We start from the raw sequence: 20,578 nt of genomic DNA, 5'->3' as shown, positions 1-20,578 counted from the left end.
AATTACCAACTCAATATATATAATTTTCTATTCTAATTTTGAAAAATCAATTGCTTGATTAACATTTTTCTTTTTCACATCTTTTGGCTTGTCTTTTTTAAGAAGTTTATTTTTTTCTTTTTTATCTACTTTGTCTACTTTTATATCTTTTACTTTTTTGTTTTCTTTGTCTTTTTTATTATTTTTTATTTCTTCATTATTATTTTTAGAAATTAATATCTTGTTTTTTGAAATTGATTCTGATTTATTATTTAAATTCTTTCCAAGGAAATTATTTTTTCTTATTTTAATAAAAACTAGTAAACCAATTGAAATAACTATTAAAACAACTATTGTTGAAGTTATTATAGTTGCATTATCAATTGAAGCAATACCTTGAGTTTTCATCCCTGTTATTTTGATACTAGGATACAACAATACTGGATTTCCATAAGCTGTTTGTAAATTTGGATATTTAATCACATAATTTGCTATAACACTACCTTCTTGATTATTAGGTATTAATGTAACTTTATCAATTTCGTAATATCCTGGATCAGTGTTTCTTGTAGATGATAAAGAATTTAAAAATAATGAACGAATAGGATTAGATGCTGAACTATAAGGTTTAATTAATTGAAATGTTTCTTGGAAACCAATTTTTCCTTTAATTGGGTCAGTTTCAAATGAATTTATAAAATCTGATGGTAACAAGAATCTATATTCATAACCTCTATTTGCTGCATTAGATTCTTCATATAAATTTTGAAAACTTATAGTTGAATTATCTTTGTTTATACTATCATAATTTCAATCGTAATCAGTTAAGTTAATGTTATATTTAATTTCACTAACACCATCAAAATAATTAGGTTTAACTTCGTTTAACTTTGTTAATCACTGACTAGTAATTTTTAGATTTTGTCTTGTACCGTTTGCATCATAAACATAAATATTAGATGGAAATTCTGTTTTAAGTTTTAAATTATATGTAACTGTACTATCAGTTGCTTCTTTTTGAGTTACATCATAAATTTTTGATGGATCTACCCAATTGTTTGTTACAAGTATAGTTTGGTCTATTATTGAATTTATATTGGCATTAACCTCTTCAAGTTTTAAAGAAGAAGTTTTTACATCTGCTAAATTTTCATCCAAACGAATGTTTTCTCCCATATAATCACTTAATTTTATAAAACCTTTCCCAGCTTCTGTATTACTTGTTACTTTAACTGTTAAATTTTCATCGCTTACAGTACTTGGGATAGAACTATCCATTTGTCTATTATATTTAATTGTGAAATTAATTTGTCCATTAATCATGTTTTGGATGTATGTTTCACTGTCTAATTCATCATCAAAAGTTAATGTTCAATATTCTGGTGAAATTTTATAAGATGACCCAATATTTAATGAACTTATTATTTCTTGTTTTGTAATTTGATATGGCAACTTATTTTTAAATTGTTTAAAAATATTATCATTAATAGTAACCTTTGTTCATCCTGATGTTTTAACAAAACCATCATATGTGTAACTTCCAGTTAAGTTTGTTTGTCCAATACTTGGTGATGATATATCAGTTAAGTCATACGAAACTCTTAAAGTCCCGTTAGAATCATCTGGAAAAACATTTATATAAATTTTATTTTCTGTTTCTCCAGCTAAATAACTTGATTCTGAATTGTATATTTTTACATTATCTTTTGTTAGATTTAATTTAGCACCTTTTTTAATAAAACTATCAATTATGTTATCAGTTGTAACAGCTGATGGTAAAGCTTTTTTCAAATTTTCTATTGCAGCTCATTTATCTGAATCATCAGAAGATTTTGTTATTAATTTAAATTCAAGATCTGAATTTTTACTAAAACCTGTAAGCTCAATTTCTTTTATTAAAGTAGTAAAAGAATTTGTTTTGTTTCATCAATTTTTAACTTTAAGTTCAACTTTAACTTTTAATTTTCCTTCTGCATTGTTAGCTACTAATTTATTTCCAATACTATCAACAGGCAATAAAGTTTTAGATTCTAATAATTCTGTATTTTCTGCATTGTTAACCATTAATTTAGTTATTCCTAAAATATCTTGCTCTGAAACATCACTAGGAAGTTTTTTAGTAATGACTTGATCATTAGTTAATTCTTCTTGAATGTTATTAATTGAAAAAGTAAAAAGTTCATTTTGGTTATTTTCAGTATAAGTATCACCAGATTTTGTAACATCACTACCAACATATTTAGAACTTGTAATTTGTGTATTAGATGTTACATTGCTATTGTTTGTATTATCAAAATTAACAACTTGTTTTAATAAAAAGCTTTTTTGTTTATCAGAATTCAATGAGTTATCAACAGGAAAAACATTAACCAATGTAGAACCGCTATTTTTATTATTATTAAAATTTGAAACTTCTGTCATTTTGCTAGAACTTAAATCTACTGCAAATAATTTAGGTGTTAATAATTTAGAAGGATCAGAGTAAGTTGTAGCAAAAATTGTATTTGTACTATTATCAATTTTTAAAGAAGAAATGTAATTATTATTAGTAACATTTATTTCTTTTAATGATAAATTTATTGGTGTACCATTTGTTGGATAAGTAAATTCAACAAATCTTAATTTATCAGAAAAACCATAATGAGTTGCTGAATTATTATAATTTCCAGACATTACTGGTTCAACCATATTTAAAGATATAAGATAAGAATTTTTTGTCTTTGATATAACAAAAGAATCATTAATTAAACTATACAAATTACTTTTTGTAAGATTTACAACACCTTGTGTAGAATCATTTTCAGAATAAACTTCTAAGTCATTAGTTAATTTTCTTAGTTGTCAATCAAAAATAGCAAAACCAACTTTTCTAATAATATTAGTTGATTTTGTTGGATTCGTTGTGGTGGTTGTTTCCTCATAATATTTATATATTCCAAAAAAACCATTAGATAAATTTACAGCTTTAATTAATTTTGTATTATTAATTACTTTGTTTGATGCTGTTGTTCCATTTTGTACAAATTTTTTGATATCATTTGAATTTATTTGCAATGTTGAATAATTTCTATAAGATATTTTTAACATATTATTAAAAGTACTATAATCTTGTGAAGAATCAAAAACAATAAAACTACCTTCATCTTTATCAAAAATAAGACTATCAATATAAGGTGTTAAACCATCTCTATCACGTAATATTGAATTTCCATTAGAATTATTTACTATATAAGGTTTTCCTGTGTCAGCATGAAGTTGGAATAAATATGCTTTATCTGGAGCAGAACTATCATTAGATACAATACCATAAATAAAAATAGTTTTCATAAATGGATTATATTTTGTGTTAATGCTTTTAATAACATAATTTTGATAAATAACTCTTAACAAATCATTGTTCAATAAATTGTATTCTCATAATAAATTAGAATTAAAATCATTCATTACAATCTTTTTTTGATTGTCTGAATTTACAATTCTAAAAACACCATATGGTGTTATGTTGTTGTTAGCATCTGGAGTTACAGGATATTTTAATGCATCAACATTATTTGCCAATAATTGTGATTCACTTAATTGACTAGCACCATCAAAACCTATATGTTGGTTTGTTAAGTTATTATTAAAAACTGTATAAGGCAATGAAATAGTCGGAATAATTAATGTTGTAGAAAATAAAAACACTTTTTTAATTTTTCTTACCATTTTTTCACCACCAATTAACAAATATTAATATTGCTTAATATATTATAAATTAAATAAAAATTGAATACAAACACGTAAAAAAACACCTCATTCACAAAAGAACGAAGTGTTTGGTTTTATAAATGGCGCGCCTAAAGAGATTCGAACTCCTGACCCTACGCTTAGAAGGCGTATGCTCTATCCAACTGAGCTATAGGCACACATTACATTTATATATTATACTATTTTTGGATTTTTTTTACATAAAATTTATTTATTTGAAAATAAAAATAGAACAACAAAGTAAATCAAAACCATTGTTGTCCTAATGTATTTAAAATGTAATATCATTAAAATTATTATAAAATTGTTTAATATTTTAAATAATATAATTCTTTTGTTTTATTTATTAATAGTAATATTGATAGCTCAATTAGATCATTTATACATAATAAATGAAGTTATCGCTTTGGCAATTTGATTAAATTCAACAATAAAAAATAATAGCAAAGGTGATTTTAAGTTGTTTGGATTAATTGTTTTAGTATAAAGCAAACAACCTAAAACTACACATCACACTGACATAACAAATCCATCAGTAAAAAATATATATTTAGATCCACCAGCCTTTATTGAAAAATATAAAATTGAGAAAATACCCTGACTAAATATAATTGGCATCATGACTCATTCAGCTTGTTTTGCCAATTCTTGATTAGCTAACCATTGATTATAAAGATTAGAGTTTTCTATTGGAGGTGGAGGAGATAATATTGGATTAATAAATCATGATAAAGCAAATAAAATCAAAGCAAATACTAAAGTTATTATAGAACCTCAGGTTATTAAACAAATGCTGTTAGATTTAGCTTTTTCAATATTGTTGTTTCCTAATTCACTACCAACTAAAACAGCACAACTTGCAGCCATACCTGGAAAAATAACATTTGCAAATTGAATAATTATTGATACAGTTGTAAATGCATCATGACTATTTTCATCATATATTAATAAACACATTACTAAAAATAATGTAGCAAAACCATATAGAGCATCATTAAAAATTGCTTGTCATGAATTTTTAATTGTCACCTTGAATGTTTTAAAATCTAGTTTTACTTTCTTAATAAATAAATAATATTCTTTTTTGGCATATATAAAAATGAACATTACTAAAAATTCAATAAATCTAGAACATATAGTTGCTAATGCAATATTTCTAACTGCATTATTTAAATCTTTTTCAAAAATAATTAGTAATGGGTCCATTATGATATTGACACACATAGAACACAATGAAGCTATTAATGCATATTTAGGTTTCCCAATTTCTCTATAAGAGTACCCTAAAGTGTATACAAGAATTATTATAAAAAATCCAGGAGCACTTCAAAATAAATAAGTTGCAGCCACACTTGAAATTAATCCAGACTCACTTGTTAAAATCGGATTAAAAACATTTCTAGAAACAGAAATAATTTCAAAAGGCATAACCATCATTAAGATGATAAAAGGAGTAACCAATAACAAACTAACAAGTATTTTATAAATGATAGTTTGTTGTAATTCATTTTTTTGTTTTGCTCCATAGTATTGTGCTGTAACTAAGCCAATACCTGATGTTACACCCAAAGTAACCATGAGCGGAAAATTAATAACCGATGTTGATATACCAACAGCTGTTTTAGCAATTGTTCCAGGATTTGCTATATTAATAACATTATTATCAATAGTAATTTTATTTGGGGCAAAACCAGAAATAAAAAATATATCAACATATGTTACAGCAATAGTAATTAATTGTTGCAATGCTGAAGGTATAAATAATGAAAACATTAAAATAATAAAGGCTTTGTCACCAAATAGTTTATTAACCAATTTGTTTTTTTTACTATTATTTTCATTTAAATATTTAAAATTATCATCAAAATTTTTTCTACTTATTTTTGACTTCATAAAAAATCCAAAATATTTTAATTTTCAACTCAAATTATTATAACTAATTTTGTATTTTAATATATAAAAAATATTTGTTTTCTCATAGCAAAAATTACTTTATGTATAAATACTTGCAACTAAAAAATTAAATATTTCATAATCATAACGATTGGAAAATATTTAATTTTTTAATTCTAAATCTTTTCAATTATTTTTCTTTTAATTTCTGCATATTCTTCTTTAGTGATAATATTTTTTTCTAATAATTCAAATGCAGCTTTTATATCTTCAATATAAGATTGATTTTGTGACATAACAACATTTCCCATATTGTTGTTACTAATAATTGTTTTATTGTTGTATTGATTGTTCATTTGATCTTGGTTATAAATATTTTTATTTTTCAAAAAATGAATGTCATAAAGATATAAAAATAGACTCAAAGGAATAAATAAAAATACAAACAATACAAATGTAAAACTTGAAATAGAATAACCAAAAGATACTTGGTAGTTTGTTAAGTTCCCTCCAAGAGATGCGTTAGTAAAATCAATGTTTGAAACTTTAGCAAAATTTATTAATACAATTCCAGAATAGTTTAAAGATGACGTTGAAATACCACTATTTAAATTATTTTGAAAATTCAAATAATTTCATAAAGTTGTAGCAAGATTTGTTATCGATAATAATAAAGTAATAATCGATAATATTCTAATAAAAAAGAAAAACATACAAAAACAATGGTATGCCAATTTATAGTTTTTTTCACTGAATTTTTTAGCAACAATTAAAGCCATTGACTTACTATTAATACCAATAATAATTGTGATTAATGATAAGACCAATACTATAACATTTGTAAATATTGAATAATTATCTTTAGCATCAAGTGATATATTATCATAAACATTATTAGAAATTATTATAAATAAAATCGCAATGATAGAAACAATGCATAAAAAATAAACTAAATTGTTATTTTTAATATCTTTTGTTTTTTTATTTGTCTTTTCTTGATTATTAAAAAAGTAAATTAATATTGGCAATAAAAATATATTTACATACAATAAGTTATCATTTCAACTAACAAATGAGAAAAAATATCCTATTTGTTCTAAAGTCTTGTTAGAAAATAAATCAAAATGCAAAAAGGAAAGACATTCAAAAAGAATAATCAATATATAAATAAATTGTATTATTGAATTTCTTATTAATCGATCATTAAAATTTTTGTTGGAAATTAAAAAACCTATATTACTAAATAAAGTTAAAACAAAAGAAATTACAAAAAATACAATCATAAATATTCTAGTAACATAATTTGATCAAATTAAAAAGTTATTATTAATGCTTACACTTTGATTAAAAATAGTTACATACAGAATATAATTTGAGATTAAGTAATTTATTATAAAAAACACTAGTAAGTATACAAACAAAAATCAAAGTGAATTTTTTGTTGATTTAAGATTAAATAAATATTCTTTGATACTAAAATGACTGCTTTGTTGGTCATAGTAATCATGAAATTCTCTTTCGTGATAATAATCTAATAACTTTTCTGAAACTCCATCTGATAAATCTTGGTCATCAAAGTCACTTGCTTGTTGTTCTTGATCATCATCAAGAAAATTAACATTATTTAATTCTTCAATATTTTTAAATAAAAAAGAATTATTTTTGTTTATTTTTAATTTCAAAAATTTCCTCCTTTATTATCGTTCAATTATCTTATTTGTCCGCGCCCATGATAATTATAAACACAAACACATTTTTTATAACCGAATATTTAAAGTACATATAGATTTTTAATATTATCCAAATTAATTTTTAAAAGCTTTATTTTTATAATATAATAAATAATGCTTGGTAATGCAGATGTAGTTCAATGGTAGAATGCAACCTTGCCAAGGTCGAGACGCGGGTTCGATTCCCGTCATCTGCTCCATTAAAAATTAAACTGGCTGTTGCCAGTTTTTTTATTTATTAAAATGTTTATATCAGAATAATAATTTTTTAATTATTGTAGTTTACAGATATCAACAATCCATGTAAATAATATGATTGTAAAATAGTTTTTATATCTTATAGAAAATAAAAATAGTGTGTTTATACTGTATATCCACACTATTTTTATCCCTAACTGACATGTGAAGTGCAACACTTCAATGTTACATTAAACTCTCGACTTTGAAATATAAGTTGAGAGTTTTTTTGTTTTAAATATTTTCTTGATACATTTGGTAAGCTGTTTTATAACCAAACATTTTTCTTGGGATGTTGTTTACTTTTCATTCAAGAGTTTTTATTTTATCTTCACTTACTAAACTGAAGTCAGTTCCTTTTTTATATCATCTTCTAACTATCCCATTTATGTTCTCGTTGGACCCTCTTTGGAATGAAGAATAAGGTTGGCAATAATAAACTTTAAAGTTGAATTGTTTTGCAGTTATTCCCATCATTTGAAACTCTAACCCATTATCAACAGTGATGCTTTTTATTGGGAGTTTTTCATCTCGAATAATGGTATACATTTTAGCCATCATTGATCTAGCGTTCTTCCCTTTTATTTTTCTAATAATTGCCAACCTTGTTTTTCTTTCCACTAATGTCAATAAGTGGTAATAACCACTTTGCCTTTTACTAACTATTAGATCAGCTTCTCAATGTCCAAATTCTTTTCTATTGTTTATCTTTTCTGGTCTTAGACTATAAGGAATGCAGTATTTTCCATCAATTTTAGAAAATATACCTATTTTTCTTCTTTTTCCTTTAACATATTTTCTTCTTAAACAATCTCTTCTTTGTATCTTTCAAATCTTGCTATTGATTCATCTAAATACTTGCCTAGCACTTGGAACTTTAACTAACGGATAGTTTTCTTTTATTCAAAAAATTGTAGCTTCTACACCATGAGATTTAGGATTAAATTTTTGAATAAAAAGATCTGTGAAGTTTTTGTACTTCAACATAAAAAACATATGACAATTTGATTTTCTTCTAATGTATTTTTTGTGAGCAGTTGATGAATAATAAATCCCTGTTGAAGATGTGTTTCTTTTTAATTCTCTTGATATTGTTGATTTGTTTTTATTTAAGATTTTTGCAATCTTATTCATAGAATATTTTTCTTTATTTCAAAGAAAATAAATTAAGCATCTTTCTTCTTTTGTTAAATGTTTATAAGTTTTCATAAGCACTCCTAATATTCATTATCTTTTTATTAGTGAACACTTACAAACAAAACAAATGAAGTGCACACTCTTTTTTGAGTGTTGCACTTCACATGTCAATCGAGCATAAAAATAGTGTGTTTATACTGTATATCCACACTATTTTTATTTTGTTTTTTTATATATGCTAATGTGTACTTAAGTTGTTTTAAAATAATTAGCATTAGAATATCTACTACTTGTCATGATCCATGAAATAAATATATATCTAAAAGTTTCTTTTTTGATTAGCGTTAACAAATTCATAATTTTTAATATTTATAATATCAAATTCCAAAGTTATCACATCAACTAAAACTATAACTAATAATGTAATTCTGACTATTAAATAATAACCTATTACAAACAGTATGTATGTTATTGATATCATATCAAATAGATAGAATATAAAAAAACCACTAAAATTTTTAAATTTACCAAAAAAAATCTTTTAACTTAAATAACAAAGTAAGGTATGTTTGTACTTTTTTCAGTGTCAAATTTATTCAAAGATTAACCCATCATTACTGAGTTAATACTATAAATTTTTTTACTAAAGAAAATAAGATTTGATAAACCTTGAATACTCATCTCTGTTTTTTGGAAATTTTGTTTTCTTCTAAAGATAATTCACTTTTAATTTCAATTAAAAGTTCCAATAATCTATATTTATTGTCTATTTTTTTTGGAATGTTTGTGAAATACTTTAAATAAAGTAATTTCTGTAACTCAATGAGTTAGAATAATTATTTAATTCATTTTGAACATTTATAGCGTTTATTGTAAGTGAATAGAACTAGAAACAACAACAGCTAGTAAAATGTTTTCATAATTTTGTTTTCTTTATATTTTATATATGTTTATGATTCATATAGAATTATGTTTTTATACTACGCTAAAATAACAAAATTGATCACTTATGTTCTGTTTGATTTTTTTAATAACTTGACTAACAATATATTAAACTAAAAATCTTTGTTAACTTTTAAAAAGGAAGTGTTCTCATATTTTGAATTAGTGATTAATCATGGGAAGAATACATAATTAAGACATTGTTTTTTATTAACTTTTAGTGTTTCACTTAATTCATTTATATTTACAAGATCAATAATAAAATAAATAACTCCCGCCGCTAAAGATATAAAAAAACAAACAGAACCAATATATTGAATTATTAAACAAATTGGTAAATATGATGATCAAATTTCACCAAACAATTGTTCAGGATAAATGATAAATGTTAATGAGTTAATTACTAAGAATATAAATAAAGAAAAAATTGTTTGAGTAATATGAATTGATTTAACAAAATGATGATTCAAAATGATATCACTAATTTTTCTTTCCTCAAATGAATCAATAGATTTATAGAAAATAAATCAATCAATAATAATTCCAATTAATGGAATGATTGAACAAAATGTGATCCAAGAGTAAATACCAGTTAGATCATAAATTCTTGTCGCCATAAAAACTTTGTTGATATAAAACACTAACAACATACCAAATGATAGTGATGTTGCTATAAAAGTAAAATGAACTACTCCAAAAAAACCTACACTTTGTAAAGTGTAGTAATAGTTTCCATCATTTGGATTAAGTTCTTTTTTGTATAAATAATCGTAGTTATTGTTTGAATATATTGATAAGTATACAAAAGCAAAAAGAAAGATAGTAAAGATAATACTTAAAATAAAACTTCTGTAGCTTATAAAACCTAAAAATCTTTTCATAATCTTCCCTTATTAAAATAAAAGAGCAATTATTTTATGTGTTCTCTTTTATATGATAATACTCCTTTTTTTAAAAACATATAAATATATTTTAGTAACAACAAAATTTTGTATGTTTTTAACATAAAGTTTGTGTTTTTTATATCCACGATAAAATCCATTTACTTATTGTTATTAAAAATATATATAAAGAAAAACCCTATACCAAACAAATGTTGATATAAGGTTTTATTAGATAAGTAAATGGTTTTAAATTATTACATTAAATTATTTTTAGTTAAAAAATCTTTTACAAGTTTATTAACTTCTTCAGGAGTACTACAATTAATAGCTTTTTCTGCTAAGTCGATACAGTCTTTATGATTTAAACTAGAGATAAACTTTTTAGCTCTTGGTATTGATGAAGCACTCATACTAAATGCATTAAGACCTTTTCCAGCTAATCCTAATAAAATAGGAATAGACATAACATCACCAGCCATTTCACCACACATAGCTACTGATACATTGTGTTTTTTTGCACCTTCTATTGTGTGAGCAATCATTCTTAGTAAAGAAGGATTGTTTGGTTGGTATAGGTGTGTTAATTTTTCAGACATTCTATCAACAGCAAAAGTATATTGAATTAAGTCATTTGTTCCAATTGAGAAAAAATCTACATGTTCTGCAAACTTATCTGCAAGAATAGCAGTTGATGGTATTTCAATCATCATACCAATTTTTAAATCATTTGAGTATTTAACTTTTTCTTGATCAAGTTCTTTTTTACATTCATTTAAAATTTCTTTAGCTTTTATAATTTCACCAATTGAACAAATCATAGGGAACATAATTCCAAGCTTACCATAAATTGAAGCTTTCAATAATGCTCTTAATTGGGTTTTAAATACTTCTTTGTTATCTAAAGTAAATCTAATTGCTCTATAGCCTAAAAAGGGATTTTCTTCATGATCAAAAGTAAAATAATTTAATTTTTTATCGCCACCAATATCCAATGTTCTAACAATAACAATTTTGTCTTTTTGTTTTTCTAAAACATATTTATATGCTTCAAATTGTGTTTGTTCATCTGGTCAATTTGAAGAGTCCATGTATAAAAACTCACTTCTATATAAACCAACACCTTCAGCACCATATGAATCTAAATTATCTGAGTCACTTGGTTTACCAATATTTGCTTCAACATCAACTATATGACCATCTTTTGTTTTAGCTTTAACTTTTGTAAACTTTAATAATTCTTTTTTCTCTTCTTCAAATGCTAATATTTTTTTCTTTCATAAGTTAACATCAACATCTTTAAATTCAACAACACCAGCATCACCATCTATTGCTACAATTTCATCATCTTTAATTTGTTCAGTTACATTTTTTAAACCTAATACAGCTGGGATTTCCATTGTTCTAGCCATTATTGATGCATGACTTGTTCTTCCACCAATATTAGTTATAAATCCCTTAACAAATTCTTTGTTCAATAAAGCTGTTTCACTTGGTGTTAAATCATGTGCAATAATAATAACTTCTTTATCAATAGATAAAAGATTTGGAAGTTCAATGTTTAAGAAATTAGCCAAAACTCTTGTTTGAACATCATTGATATCACTTGCACGCTCTTTAAAATAAGGATCTTCCATTGAAGCAAAAAAATCATGAGTAGAATCATATATTTTTTTAATTGCATAAGCACCATTTAGTTTTTCGTTATCAACTAAATCTACAATTTGATTTTTTAATTCTGGATCTTTTACTATTTCAATGTGAGCATCAAATACTAATGCTTTTTCACTTCCATTTTTTTTTGTTGCTATTGCTTTAATTTTTTCTAATTGATCAATAGATTTATCAAAAGCTAATTCAATTTTTTTTACTTCATTGCTACTATTATCAATCTTTGAACTAGTAATATTAAAAGTTGGTTTTTTTAATACAAAAGCTTTTGCACAAGCAATACCTACACTTGCGCCAGTACCTTTTAAAATATTAGACATTATAAATACTCCTTAAATAGACTCAAAAATAATATTATAATAAATCAATTGAAAATTAACTATTTTCAACGATTCCTTTAATTCTTGTCATCTCAACCATTGCTCCCTCAATCCCTTGGACACCAAATCCTGAATCTTTAACACCAACAAATGGGAAAATATCTGGTCCACGTGAAGAAGACTTATTAATATTAACAGTTCCTGTGTTTAAGTGGTTTGCAACTAACAATGCTTTTGCTTTATCATTTGTAAATACACTTCCTTGTAAACCAAAATTACTTGCATTGGCTACACTTATAGCTTCACTTATATCTTTAACTCTTATTATTGGCAATACTGGTCCAAATGGTTCTTCTCATGCAAGTTTACTTTTTAAAGAAACATGGTCAACTAAGGTTGGAGTTAATAAATTATGACCAACAATTTGATTTCCAGTTACTATATTAGCTCCATGAACTAAAGCATCTTGGATTAAAGATAAAACATAATCTAGGCTTTTTTTATCAATTACTGGGACAATGTCTGGACTACTAAATGGGTTACCAACTCTAAGTTTTAAAATTTCTTCTCTTAAAGCAATCACTAATCTATCTGCAATGTCATTTAAAACAATAATTCTTTTTATTGCTGTACAACGTTGTCCACTGTAACCATATGCACCTTTAACTATCTCTTTAGCTACTAAAGAAACATCAATATCATCAAGAACAATAGCTGCATCTTTGCCACCAAGTTCTAAAACCAATTTTTTCATTGATGCTTGTTCAGCTATTTTTTTACCAATATCTGTACTTCCAGTGAAAGTGATTCCTTGAATGTATTTATTTGTTACTATATAGTCCCCAATTTCACTTCCCTTACCTGTTACCAAGTTAAACACACCTGGTTCAAAACCAGATTTATCAAAATATCTTGCAAGTTGACTTCCAACTAAAGAGCCATAAGTTGCAGGTTTAAAAACAACAGTGTTACCAACTATTAGTGATGGAATAATTTTAGATATTGATAAATTAATTGGATAGTTAAAAGGAGAAATAGCAAGCACTACTCCAATTGGTACTCTATAAAATTTACCAACTTTATTTTTTACACCATGAATTGTTTCATCTATAACAAATGGTTTATCTATGTTTTTTTCAAAATAATCAATAGTATCCATTATGTATTGGTAAGAACGTTCAACTTCAGATAAACTCTCTTTATAAGATTTACCAACTTCTAGTGTAATTAAATTAGCTAAAAACTCTTTTTCTTCAATAAAGTATGAAGCCATTTTTTTAATTAATTCAACTCTTTTATATCCTGGTGTAAAACTTCATTTATTAAAAGCATTATGTGCAGCTAAAAATGCATCATCAATATCAGATTTACTTAATGCTACAACATCCCCAATATGACTATTATTAATAGGTGAATAAATTTCTATTTTTTTATTTGAATCAATAAATTTACCATTAATATATGATTTTCCAGAGTAAATTTTTTCTTTAAAGTCATTCATAAAAAACTCCAAAATTGTAATATAGTGCAATGAAAAACACATTTCTATTATAAGTTAATTAACAAATATATATTAATTAAAAATAATTAGTGTAATTCTTATTAATTTACTTTATTTTAGGTTTAAATTATACCAAATTAAAATTCATTTTCTAAAAATAATTTTGTTTTTATTTTTATAAAAATTATTTATTAAAAAATAAAAACTAAGATATTAAGCAAATTAATGTAACTTAATACCTTAGTAAATTTATGATTATTTTTTTTGTTCAATTACTTTGTTTTTTATTTCTTCAAAAATATCTTGATGAGAAGTTAAGTATTCTTCTAATTGTTTTCTTCCTTGGCAAATTTTATCACCATTATAATAAAATCACGAACCTGATTTGTTTATAATTTCATACTCAATTGCAAAATCAATAATCTCATTATTATAGTCAAAACCTTTACCAAAGAAAATATCAACAAAGCAAGTTTTTAAAGGTGGCGCTAATTTGTTTTTTACAACTGTTACTTTTGATTTAATTCCAAGAATATCACTACCATTTTTAAGTAGTTCACTTTTTCTTACATCTAATCTTAAAGAACTAAAAAACTTTAAAGCCCTACCGCCTGTTGTAATTTCAGGATTACCAAACATTACTCCAACCTTTTCTCTTAATTGATTAATAAAAACAACACATACATTTGATTTAGCAACATTTGCATGAATCATTCTTAAACCCTTAGACATTAATCTTGCATGGGCACCTATGTTTTGATCTTCCATTGTAGCATTCAGTTCACTTTGAGGAATTAAGGCTGCAACTGAATCAACAACAATTAAATCTATTAAATTAGTTTTTACTAGTGCATCTATAATTGAAAATGCTTGTTCACCAGTCTCTGGTTTTGCTATCAACAACTTTTCAAGATCTATTCCTATAGATTTCAAATATGTCGCATCCAATGTTTGTTCAGCATCAATATATGCTGCTTTCATATTATTGTTAATGCATTGTTTTATAACTTGTAATGCAATTGTTGTTTTTCCACTTGATTCATTACCAAAAATTTCAACTATTCTACCTTTAGGAAAACCACCAATTCCAATAGCATCATCTAAGTGAATACTTCCTGTTGAAATTACTTCAACTTTATCATTGTCATCAAAATAGCAAAAAGTTTCTTTGCCATATTTTTTTTCCATTTCTTTTATTGTTTCATTAAAAATTTTATACTCCATTTGAACCCTCCACTATATAAATAGATATTTTTAGGAGAAACTAACAAATAAAAAATAAATTTTTAAAAAATTAATAAAAATAAAACTATCAAAAGATAGTTTTATTAAACTAAAGTTCTGAATTATTTATTATTTTGCTTTCTGATTTAACTTTATATATTAGCTTAAATAACTCTTCAATTATTTTTGAAGCAATAGTTATTCTATTAGTTGTTCTTCCTTCATCGTTTGAAATCATTTCAAATTCATATGCTTTATCAATAACAATGATACAAAAATAAACTAAGCATTTCTTTTCTTCAGAGTCACTAAAAGGACCAGCGTGACCTGTTACTGCAATAGAAAAATCTGTTTTCAATTTATTTCTAATTGCTAAAGCCATTTCTTTAGCTATCTGTGGAGATACTTCACCATACTTTTCAATTAAGTCAATGTCAATTCCAAGTAGTTTATTTTTAGCTTCTGGAGTATATGAAACTACAGAACCTTTAAATACTTTAGATGACCCTGGGACATCAACAAGTGCTGAAGAAATCATACCACCAGTAACAGATTCTGCAATTCCAAGTTTTAAATTTAATTTTTTTAATTCGTTAATAATTATTTGTTTGTAATCCATCGTAAATCCTATGTGACAATAAAAGTTACTAATAATTATTATATTGTAAAAATTTACTTTTTCACAATTATGATAGTTTATAACCTATATATTAATATCAAATATAACAATATTAATTTTAATTTTTTAAAAAAAATAATATTGTTGATAAAAAGAGTTATTAAATTTTATTTTTATTAACTTTTAAAATATCTTCAAGTTTTTTAATTTGTTTATTTAATGAAGCTGCTGGATCATTATTTTTTTCTTTTTTGCCCATGTATTGATAAATGTAAATAATTGTTGAAAAAAAGATAATTAACGATGATAAAGCAATATTTAAAAATCCTGTAAACATCATAAGGAAATAACTATCAAAATGTTTAGCAATAGCACTCATTGAATAAATTACTGGATAAAAAGTTATACTACCTTGCATTAAGGATAATAAAAAATTCATAAAATTTTTACCAGTTGATTGAAACAAACTCAACCCACCAACAGACAAACTAATAAATGGCATTTGAAACATCATAGACATCAATAATACAATAAGCATTTTTGTTGCTTGGTTTTTTTCTCCATCTTGAACTGGTGCAAAAAAGTTTAATACAGTATCTGATGCTAATGATGAAAATATCAAAACATTAACCATTAAAGAATAAATAATTCCATAAAGTGTTCCAATTCAATAAGCTTTTTTAACCCTATTATATTCTTTGTTTGCATAATTATATGAAAGAATAGGTCTCATTCCATCAACAATCCCAAAAATAGCAAAAAATAAAAGATTATATAAAGGAGTTGCAACTAATTTAGTCAATATGCCTAAAGCAATTGGCCCATTAGTTATTGCATTAAATGTACTATATAAAACTGTTAAGTAAACAACATTAGCAACAGCTAAAGAAATCTCTCTTAAAAATGTGCCAGATCCTAAAGATATTGAAATAATAAGTATTTTAAAATTAATCCTAAATTGTTTTAAAACAACAAAATTCACGTTTGTTGCAGACTTTTTTTGAAGAATAATAATATAAATTATTAATCCGAAACAATTCATCATAAAACTAATAAAAGTTGCAATCCCAGAACCTATTACACCAAGTTTAGAATAAATTAATATTACATCCAAAACAATATTAAACATATTTGCAAAAATTGCTATAAATGTAATTCAAATATTTTTTCCCTCACTTCTCAAAAAGAAAGAAAATAGATTAGATAAACACATAAAAATAATTGTTGAGTTTAAAAAGTATAAATAGCTCCCCGTTTGTTTAATTGAGCCAGAGTAATAATATTTAACATATGAAGTTATTGTTTGTTGTGCATCAGGAATTGAGCTAAGTGAATTTTGTACTTCACTGTTGGGAAAAACATAGTTATATTTTTCACCTACAGGAATAATTGCAGACAATATAGGTTGTTGAATAAAAATCATTAAGACAGTAGCAAAAAGAGAAAAAATAATAGTTGAATAAAATGAAGTTTGATAAACTTTATCTCTTTGATAATGATCTTTTTTAGCATATGCTCTACTATATAAAACTGAAGCACCTGTACTTATAAGATAACCAAAAGATATAACAATTAAATTAAATATCCCAATTAAACTTGCAGCATAACTTATAAAGTTTTGATTATTAAACAAAGTAAAACCTCAAGAACTTTGTTGAATATTATCGCTACGAAGTTTATTTACTATAACATCCATTTGATTTAATATAGGAACATTAAGCGAGTCAAAATATTTTTGATAATAGTCAATTCCCATTTTTGGGATAAGATAAATCATTAGTAATTGATCTATAAAAATATAAATTCCAAATAAAAGAGTTAGCAGTAATGTTGGAATAACTACTTTAGCAGATAATTTTCACATATTTTGTTTAGCATAAAAATCATTGACGTTAGCATCGATTTTTTCACTAAAAATTTTATTAACAATAGACACAGTTACTCCCAACTAATATTTCAAAGATTATATAATAATAAATAAAAAAAGAAGTTTTTTTAAAAAACTTCTTTCCCTAACTGACATGTGAAGTGCAACACTTCAATGTTACATTAAACTCTCGACTTTGAAATATAAGTTGAGAGTTTTTTTGTTTTAAATATTTTCTTGATACATTTGGTAAGCTGTTTTATAACCAAACATTTTTCTTGGGATGTTGTTTACTTTTCATTCAAGAGTTTTTATTTTATCTTCACTTACTAAACTGAAGTCAGTTCCTTTTTTATATCATCTTCTAACTATCCCATTTATGTTCTCGTTGGACCCTCTTTGGAATGAAGAATAAGGTTGGCAATAATAAACTTTAAAGTTGAATTGTTTTGCAGTTATTCCCATCATTTGAAACTCTAACCCATTATCAACAGTGATGCTTTTTATTGGGAGTTTTTCATCTCGAATAATGGTATACATTTTAGCCATCATTGATCTAGCGTTCTTCCCTTTTATTTTTCTAATAATTGCCAACCTTGTTTTTCTTTCCACTAATGTCAATAAGTGGTAATAACCACTTTGCCTTTTACTAACTATTAGATCAGCTTCTCAATGTCCAAATTCTTTTCTATTGTTTATCTTTTCTGGTCTTAGACTATAAGGAATGCAGTATTTTCCATCAATTTTAGAAAATATACCTATTTTTCTTCTTTTTCCTTTAACATATTTTCTTCTTAAACAATCTCTTCTTTGTATCTTTCAAATCTTGCTATTGATTCATCTAAATACTTGCCTAGCACTTGGAACTTTAACTAACGGATAGTTTTCTTTTATTCAAAAAATTGTAGCTTCTACACCATGAGATTTAGGATTAAATTTTTGAATAAAAAGATCTGTGAAGTTTTTGTACTTCAACATAAAAAACATATGACAATTTGATTTTCTTCTAATGTATTTTTTGTGAGCAGTTGATGAATAATAAATCCCTGTTGAAGATGTGTTTCTTTTTAATTCTCTTGATATTGTTGATTTGTTTTTATTTAAGATTTTTGCAATCTTATTCATAGAATATTTTTCTTTATTTCAAAGAAAATAAATTAAGCATCTTTCTTCTTTTGTTAAATGTTTATAAGTTTTCATAAGCACTCCTAATATTCATTATCTTTTTATTAGTGAACACTTACAAACAAAACAAATGAAGTGCACACTCTTTTTTGAGTGTTGCACTTCACATGTCAATCGAGCAAAGAAGTTTTTTTAAAAAACTTCTTTTTAATAACATTTTATCTATTACCAGGTCTTGGTGGAACAGGTGGACGTTGTGGCCCCATTGGCGGACCCATTGGTCTTGGACCTTGTGGACCATTTGGCATAGGTCTTGGTCCTTGAGGACTTGGACCCATTGGTCTTGGACCAGATAATTGTGGAGCTGGTCTAAACCCTGGTTGTGGTTGTGGGCCCATTGGTCTTGGACCTTGTGGAACATTTGGCATAGGTCTTGGTCCTTGAGGGTTACCATTTAATAATGGTCTTGGACCTTGTGGACCATTTGGCATAGGTCTTTGTTGGTTCATTGGACCTAAATTTGGACCAGGCCCATTATTTGGTCTATTGTTGTTTAATAAAGGATTAGGATTATTAATGTTTACAACAACAGGATTAGGATTTTGTTGTTGTCCAGGATCTTTTCTCATATCAGGCATTTCAAAATCTTGATTTTGAAAACTTCTAGAAATTTTATTGTAATAAATAACAAAGAATACTAATAATACAAGTAATAAAACTCATAACCCAGTACAAACTACAGCTGAGTAGAAAATACCACCACTTAACGAATCAGTATCTTTAGCTGTAAATATTTCGTTGAATCTTGGACCTAATATAATTCATAGCCCAATAACTAAACCAGAAAGCATTATAAAAGCTGACCCAAGTCCATAAGAGACAATCGAATATTTTTTAACTTTTGCTTCGCTTATATTTTGCATATAAATCCTTAAAACTATCTATACTTATAATTATATATCACTAAAAATAAAAAACAAACCTATAAAATACTATCTTGTTTTATAATGTGAAGGAAATTTTGAAAACATTTCCTGTAGCACCAGTATCAACATTCATAACATCATATGGGAACATTACCACAGCCTCAAAAACAAAAACACTTAGAATTTGAGTTGATAAATATCTTAATCTTAAATCCACAATAGGATGTAAATAAACAATTGGTTGAAGTCTTGGGTCATTTTTAACATTATCATTAACCCAAACATATTTATTAACCAAATCATCTAATTTATTTTCAGCTATTTTTAAGCTTGTTGATCATATATATTGGTGTCTATTTGTAAGATCTGCTGTATAAACATCATATCTTCTTAAAGTTTCACGAGCTAAGCTAGATCGTGTAGCTCATTTTAAATCATTTGTAATTGGGTTTCATTTAAATTGGAGTTTATCCATGTAAACATCATCACCATAATATTGAGAATCACCAAGTACTTTATTTTTGTCATAAAAAGACATTGTTTGCAATACTTCGTGTTGCTGTGATAAAGCATAATATGTGATATCACTTGCTGCATTTCATTGTCCAATAAATCAATGGAATTGTCCTGCAATAGAATTATATCCACCTGGTCAATCTAATCACACTTTTAATTTGTGTGGAATTGTATAACCAAAATAATACATACCATCAACAAGTTTTGGTTTAGCTCATAAAGGTTGATTTATAGCTTCATATGTGAACACAACTCTATCATTC

Annotated in this window: 13 protein-coding genes and 2 tRNA genes; 1 reads left to right on the top strand and 14 read right to left on the bottom strand. The window is 25.3% G+C overall.

The genetic code is table 4. The features are described 5' to 3' along the window. Positions 1-27: 27 nt before the first annotated feature. From EXC57_RS02155 to EXC57_RS02140, 4 genes are all read right to left on the bottom strand, one after another. Positions 28-3,684, bottom strand: coding sequence for a lipoprotein 17-related variable surface protein (locus EXC57_RS02155; RefSeq protein ID WP_129692568.1), 3,657 nt, complete (start codon positions 3,682-3,684; stop codon positions 28-30). 123 nt (positions 3,685-3,807) lie between these two features. After that, a tRNA-Arg gene (locus EXC57_RS02150) sits at positions 3,808-3,884 on the bottom strand. 181 nt (positions 3,885-4,065) lie between these two features. Then, the gene (locus EXC57_RS02145; protein ID WP_004025475.1) at positions 4,066-5,619 is read right to left on the bottom strand and encodes an MATE family efflux transporter; all 1,554 of its coding nucleotides are present in this window, start codon (positions 5,617-5,619) and stop codon (positions 4,066-4,068) included. Between the two features lie 176 nt (positions 5,620-5,795). Further along, positions 5,796-7,301, bottom strand: coding sequence for a hypothetical protein (locus EXC57_RS02140; RefSeq protein ID WP_004025476.1), 1,506 nt, complete (start codon positions 7,299-7,301; stop codon positions 5,796-5,798). 174 nt (positions 7,302-7,475) lie between these two features. Here EXC57_RS02140 and EXC57_RS02135 point away from each other — a divergent pair. Then, positions 7,476-7,549 (top strand) — tRNA-Gly (locus tag EXC57_RS02135). A gap of 271 nt (positions 7,550-7,820) precedes the next feature. Here EXC57_RS02135 and EXC57_RS02130 read toward each other — a convergent pair. The 10 genes from EXC57_RS02130 to EXC57_RS02085 form a co-directional block, all read right to left on the bottom strand. After that, on the bottom strand, positions 7,821-8,795 hold the full coding sequence (locus EXC57_RS02130; RefSeq protein ID WP_129692495.1) for an IS30 family transposase: 975 nt from the start codon (positions 8,793-8,795) through the stop codon (positions 7,821-7,823). A gap of 983 nt (positions 8,796-9,778) precedes the next feature. Continuing rightward, positions 9,779-10,546, bottom strand: a complete 768-nt coding sequence (locus EXC57_RS02125; RefSeq protein WP_004024934.1) for a hypothetical protein — start codon at positions 10,544-10,546, stop codon at positions 9,779-9,781. Positions 10,547-10,803: 257 nt separating this feature from the next. After that, on the bottom strand, positions 10,804-12,537 hold the full coding sequence (gene ptsP, locus EXC57_RS02120) for a phosphoenolpyruvate--protein phosphotransferase (RefSeq protein WP_129692567.1): 1,734 nt from the start codon (positions 12,535-12,537) through the stop codon (positions 10,804-10,806). A gap of 55 nt (positions 12,538-12,592) precedes the next feature. Next, positions 12,593-14,038 (bottom strand): NADP-dependent glyceraldehyde-3-phosphate dehydrogenase, encoded by a 1,446-nt coding sequence (locus tag EXC57_RS02115; protein ID WP_004024931.1) that lies wholly within the window; start codon positions 14,036-14,038, stop codon positions 12,593-12,595. Positions 14,039-14,293: 255 nt separating this feature from the next. Next, positions 14,294-15,262 (bottom strand): recombinase RecA, encoded by a 969-nt coding sequence (gene recA, locus EXC57_RS02110; RefSeq protein WP_004024930.1) that lies wholly within the window; start codon positions 15,260-15,262, stop codon positions 14,294-14,296. Between the two features lie 109 nt (positions 15,263-15,371). Beyond that, positions 15,372-15,881 carry a CinA family protein gene (locus EXC57_RS02105; protein ID WP_004024929.1) on the bottom strand — a complete coding sequence of 170 codons (510 nt, stop codon included), beginning with the start codon at positions 15,879-15,881 and terminating at the stop codon, positions 15,372-15,374. A gap of 160 nt (positions 15,882-16,041) precedes the next feature. Then, positions 16,042-17,817, bottom strand: coding sequence for an MATE family efflux transporter (locus EXC57_RS02100; protein WP_129692565.1), 1,776 nt, complete (start codon positions 17,815-17,817; stop codon positions 16,042-16,044). Between the two features lie 156 nt (positions 17,818-17,973). Further along, positions 17,974-18,948 carry an IS30 family transposase gene (locus EXC57_RS02095; protein WP_129692495.1) on the bottom strand — a complete coding sequence of 325 codons (975 nt, stop codon included), beginning with the start codon at positions 18,946-18,948 and terminating at the stop codon, positions 17,974-17,976. Between the two features lie 143 nt (positions 18,949-19,091). Beyond that, on the bottom strand, positions 19,092-19,796 hold the full coding sequence (locus EXC57_RS05165; RefSeq protein ID WP_159402887.1) for a hypothetical protein: 705 nt from the start codon (positions 19,794-19,796) through the stop codon (positions 19,092-19,094). Positions 19,797-19,875: 79 nt separating this feature from the next. After that, positions 19,876-20,565 (bottom strand): P116 family lipid acquisition surface protein, encoded by a 690-nt coding sequence (locus EXC57_RS02085; RefSeq protein ID WP_129692564.1) that lies wholly within the window; start codon positions 20,563-20,565, stop codon positions 19,876-19,878. Positions 20,566-20,578 lie beyond the last annotated feature (13 nt).

This window comes from Malacoplasma iowae, assembly GCF_900660615.1.
GTDB classification, from domain to species: Bacteria; Bacillota_I; Bacilli_A; order Mycoplasmatales; family Mycoplasmoidaceae; genus Malacoplasma; species Malacoplasma iowae.
The sequence above is the reverse complement of the archived record's forward strand: the minus strand, read 5'-3'. Positions and strand labels throughout refer to the sequence as shown.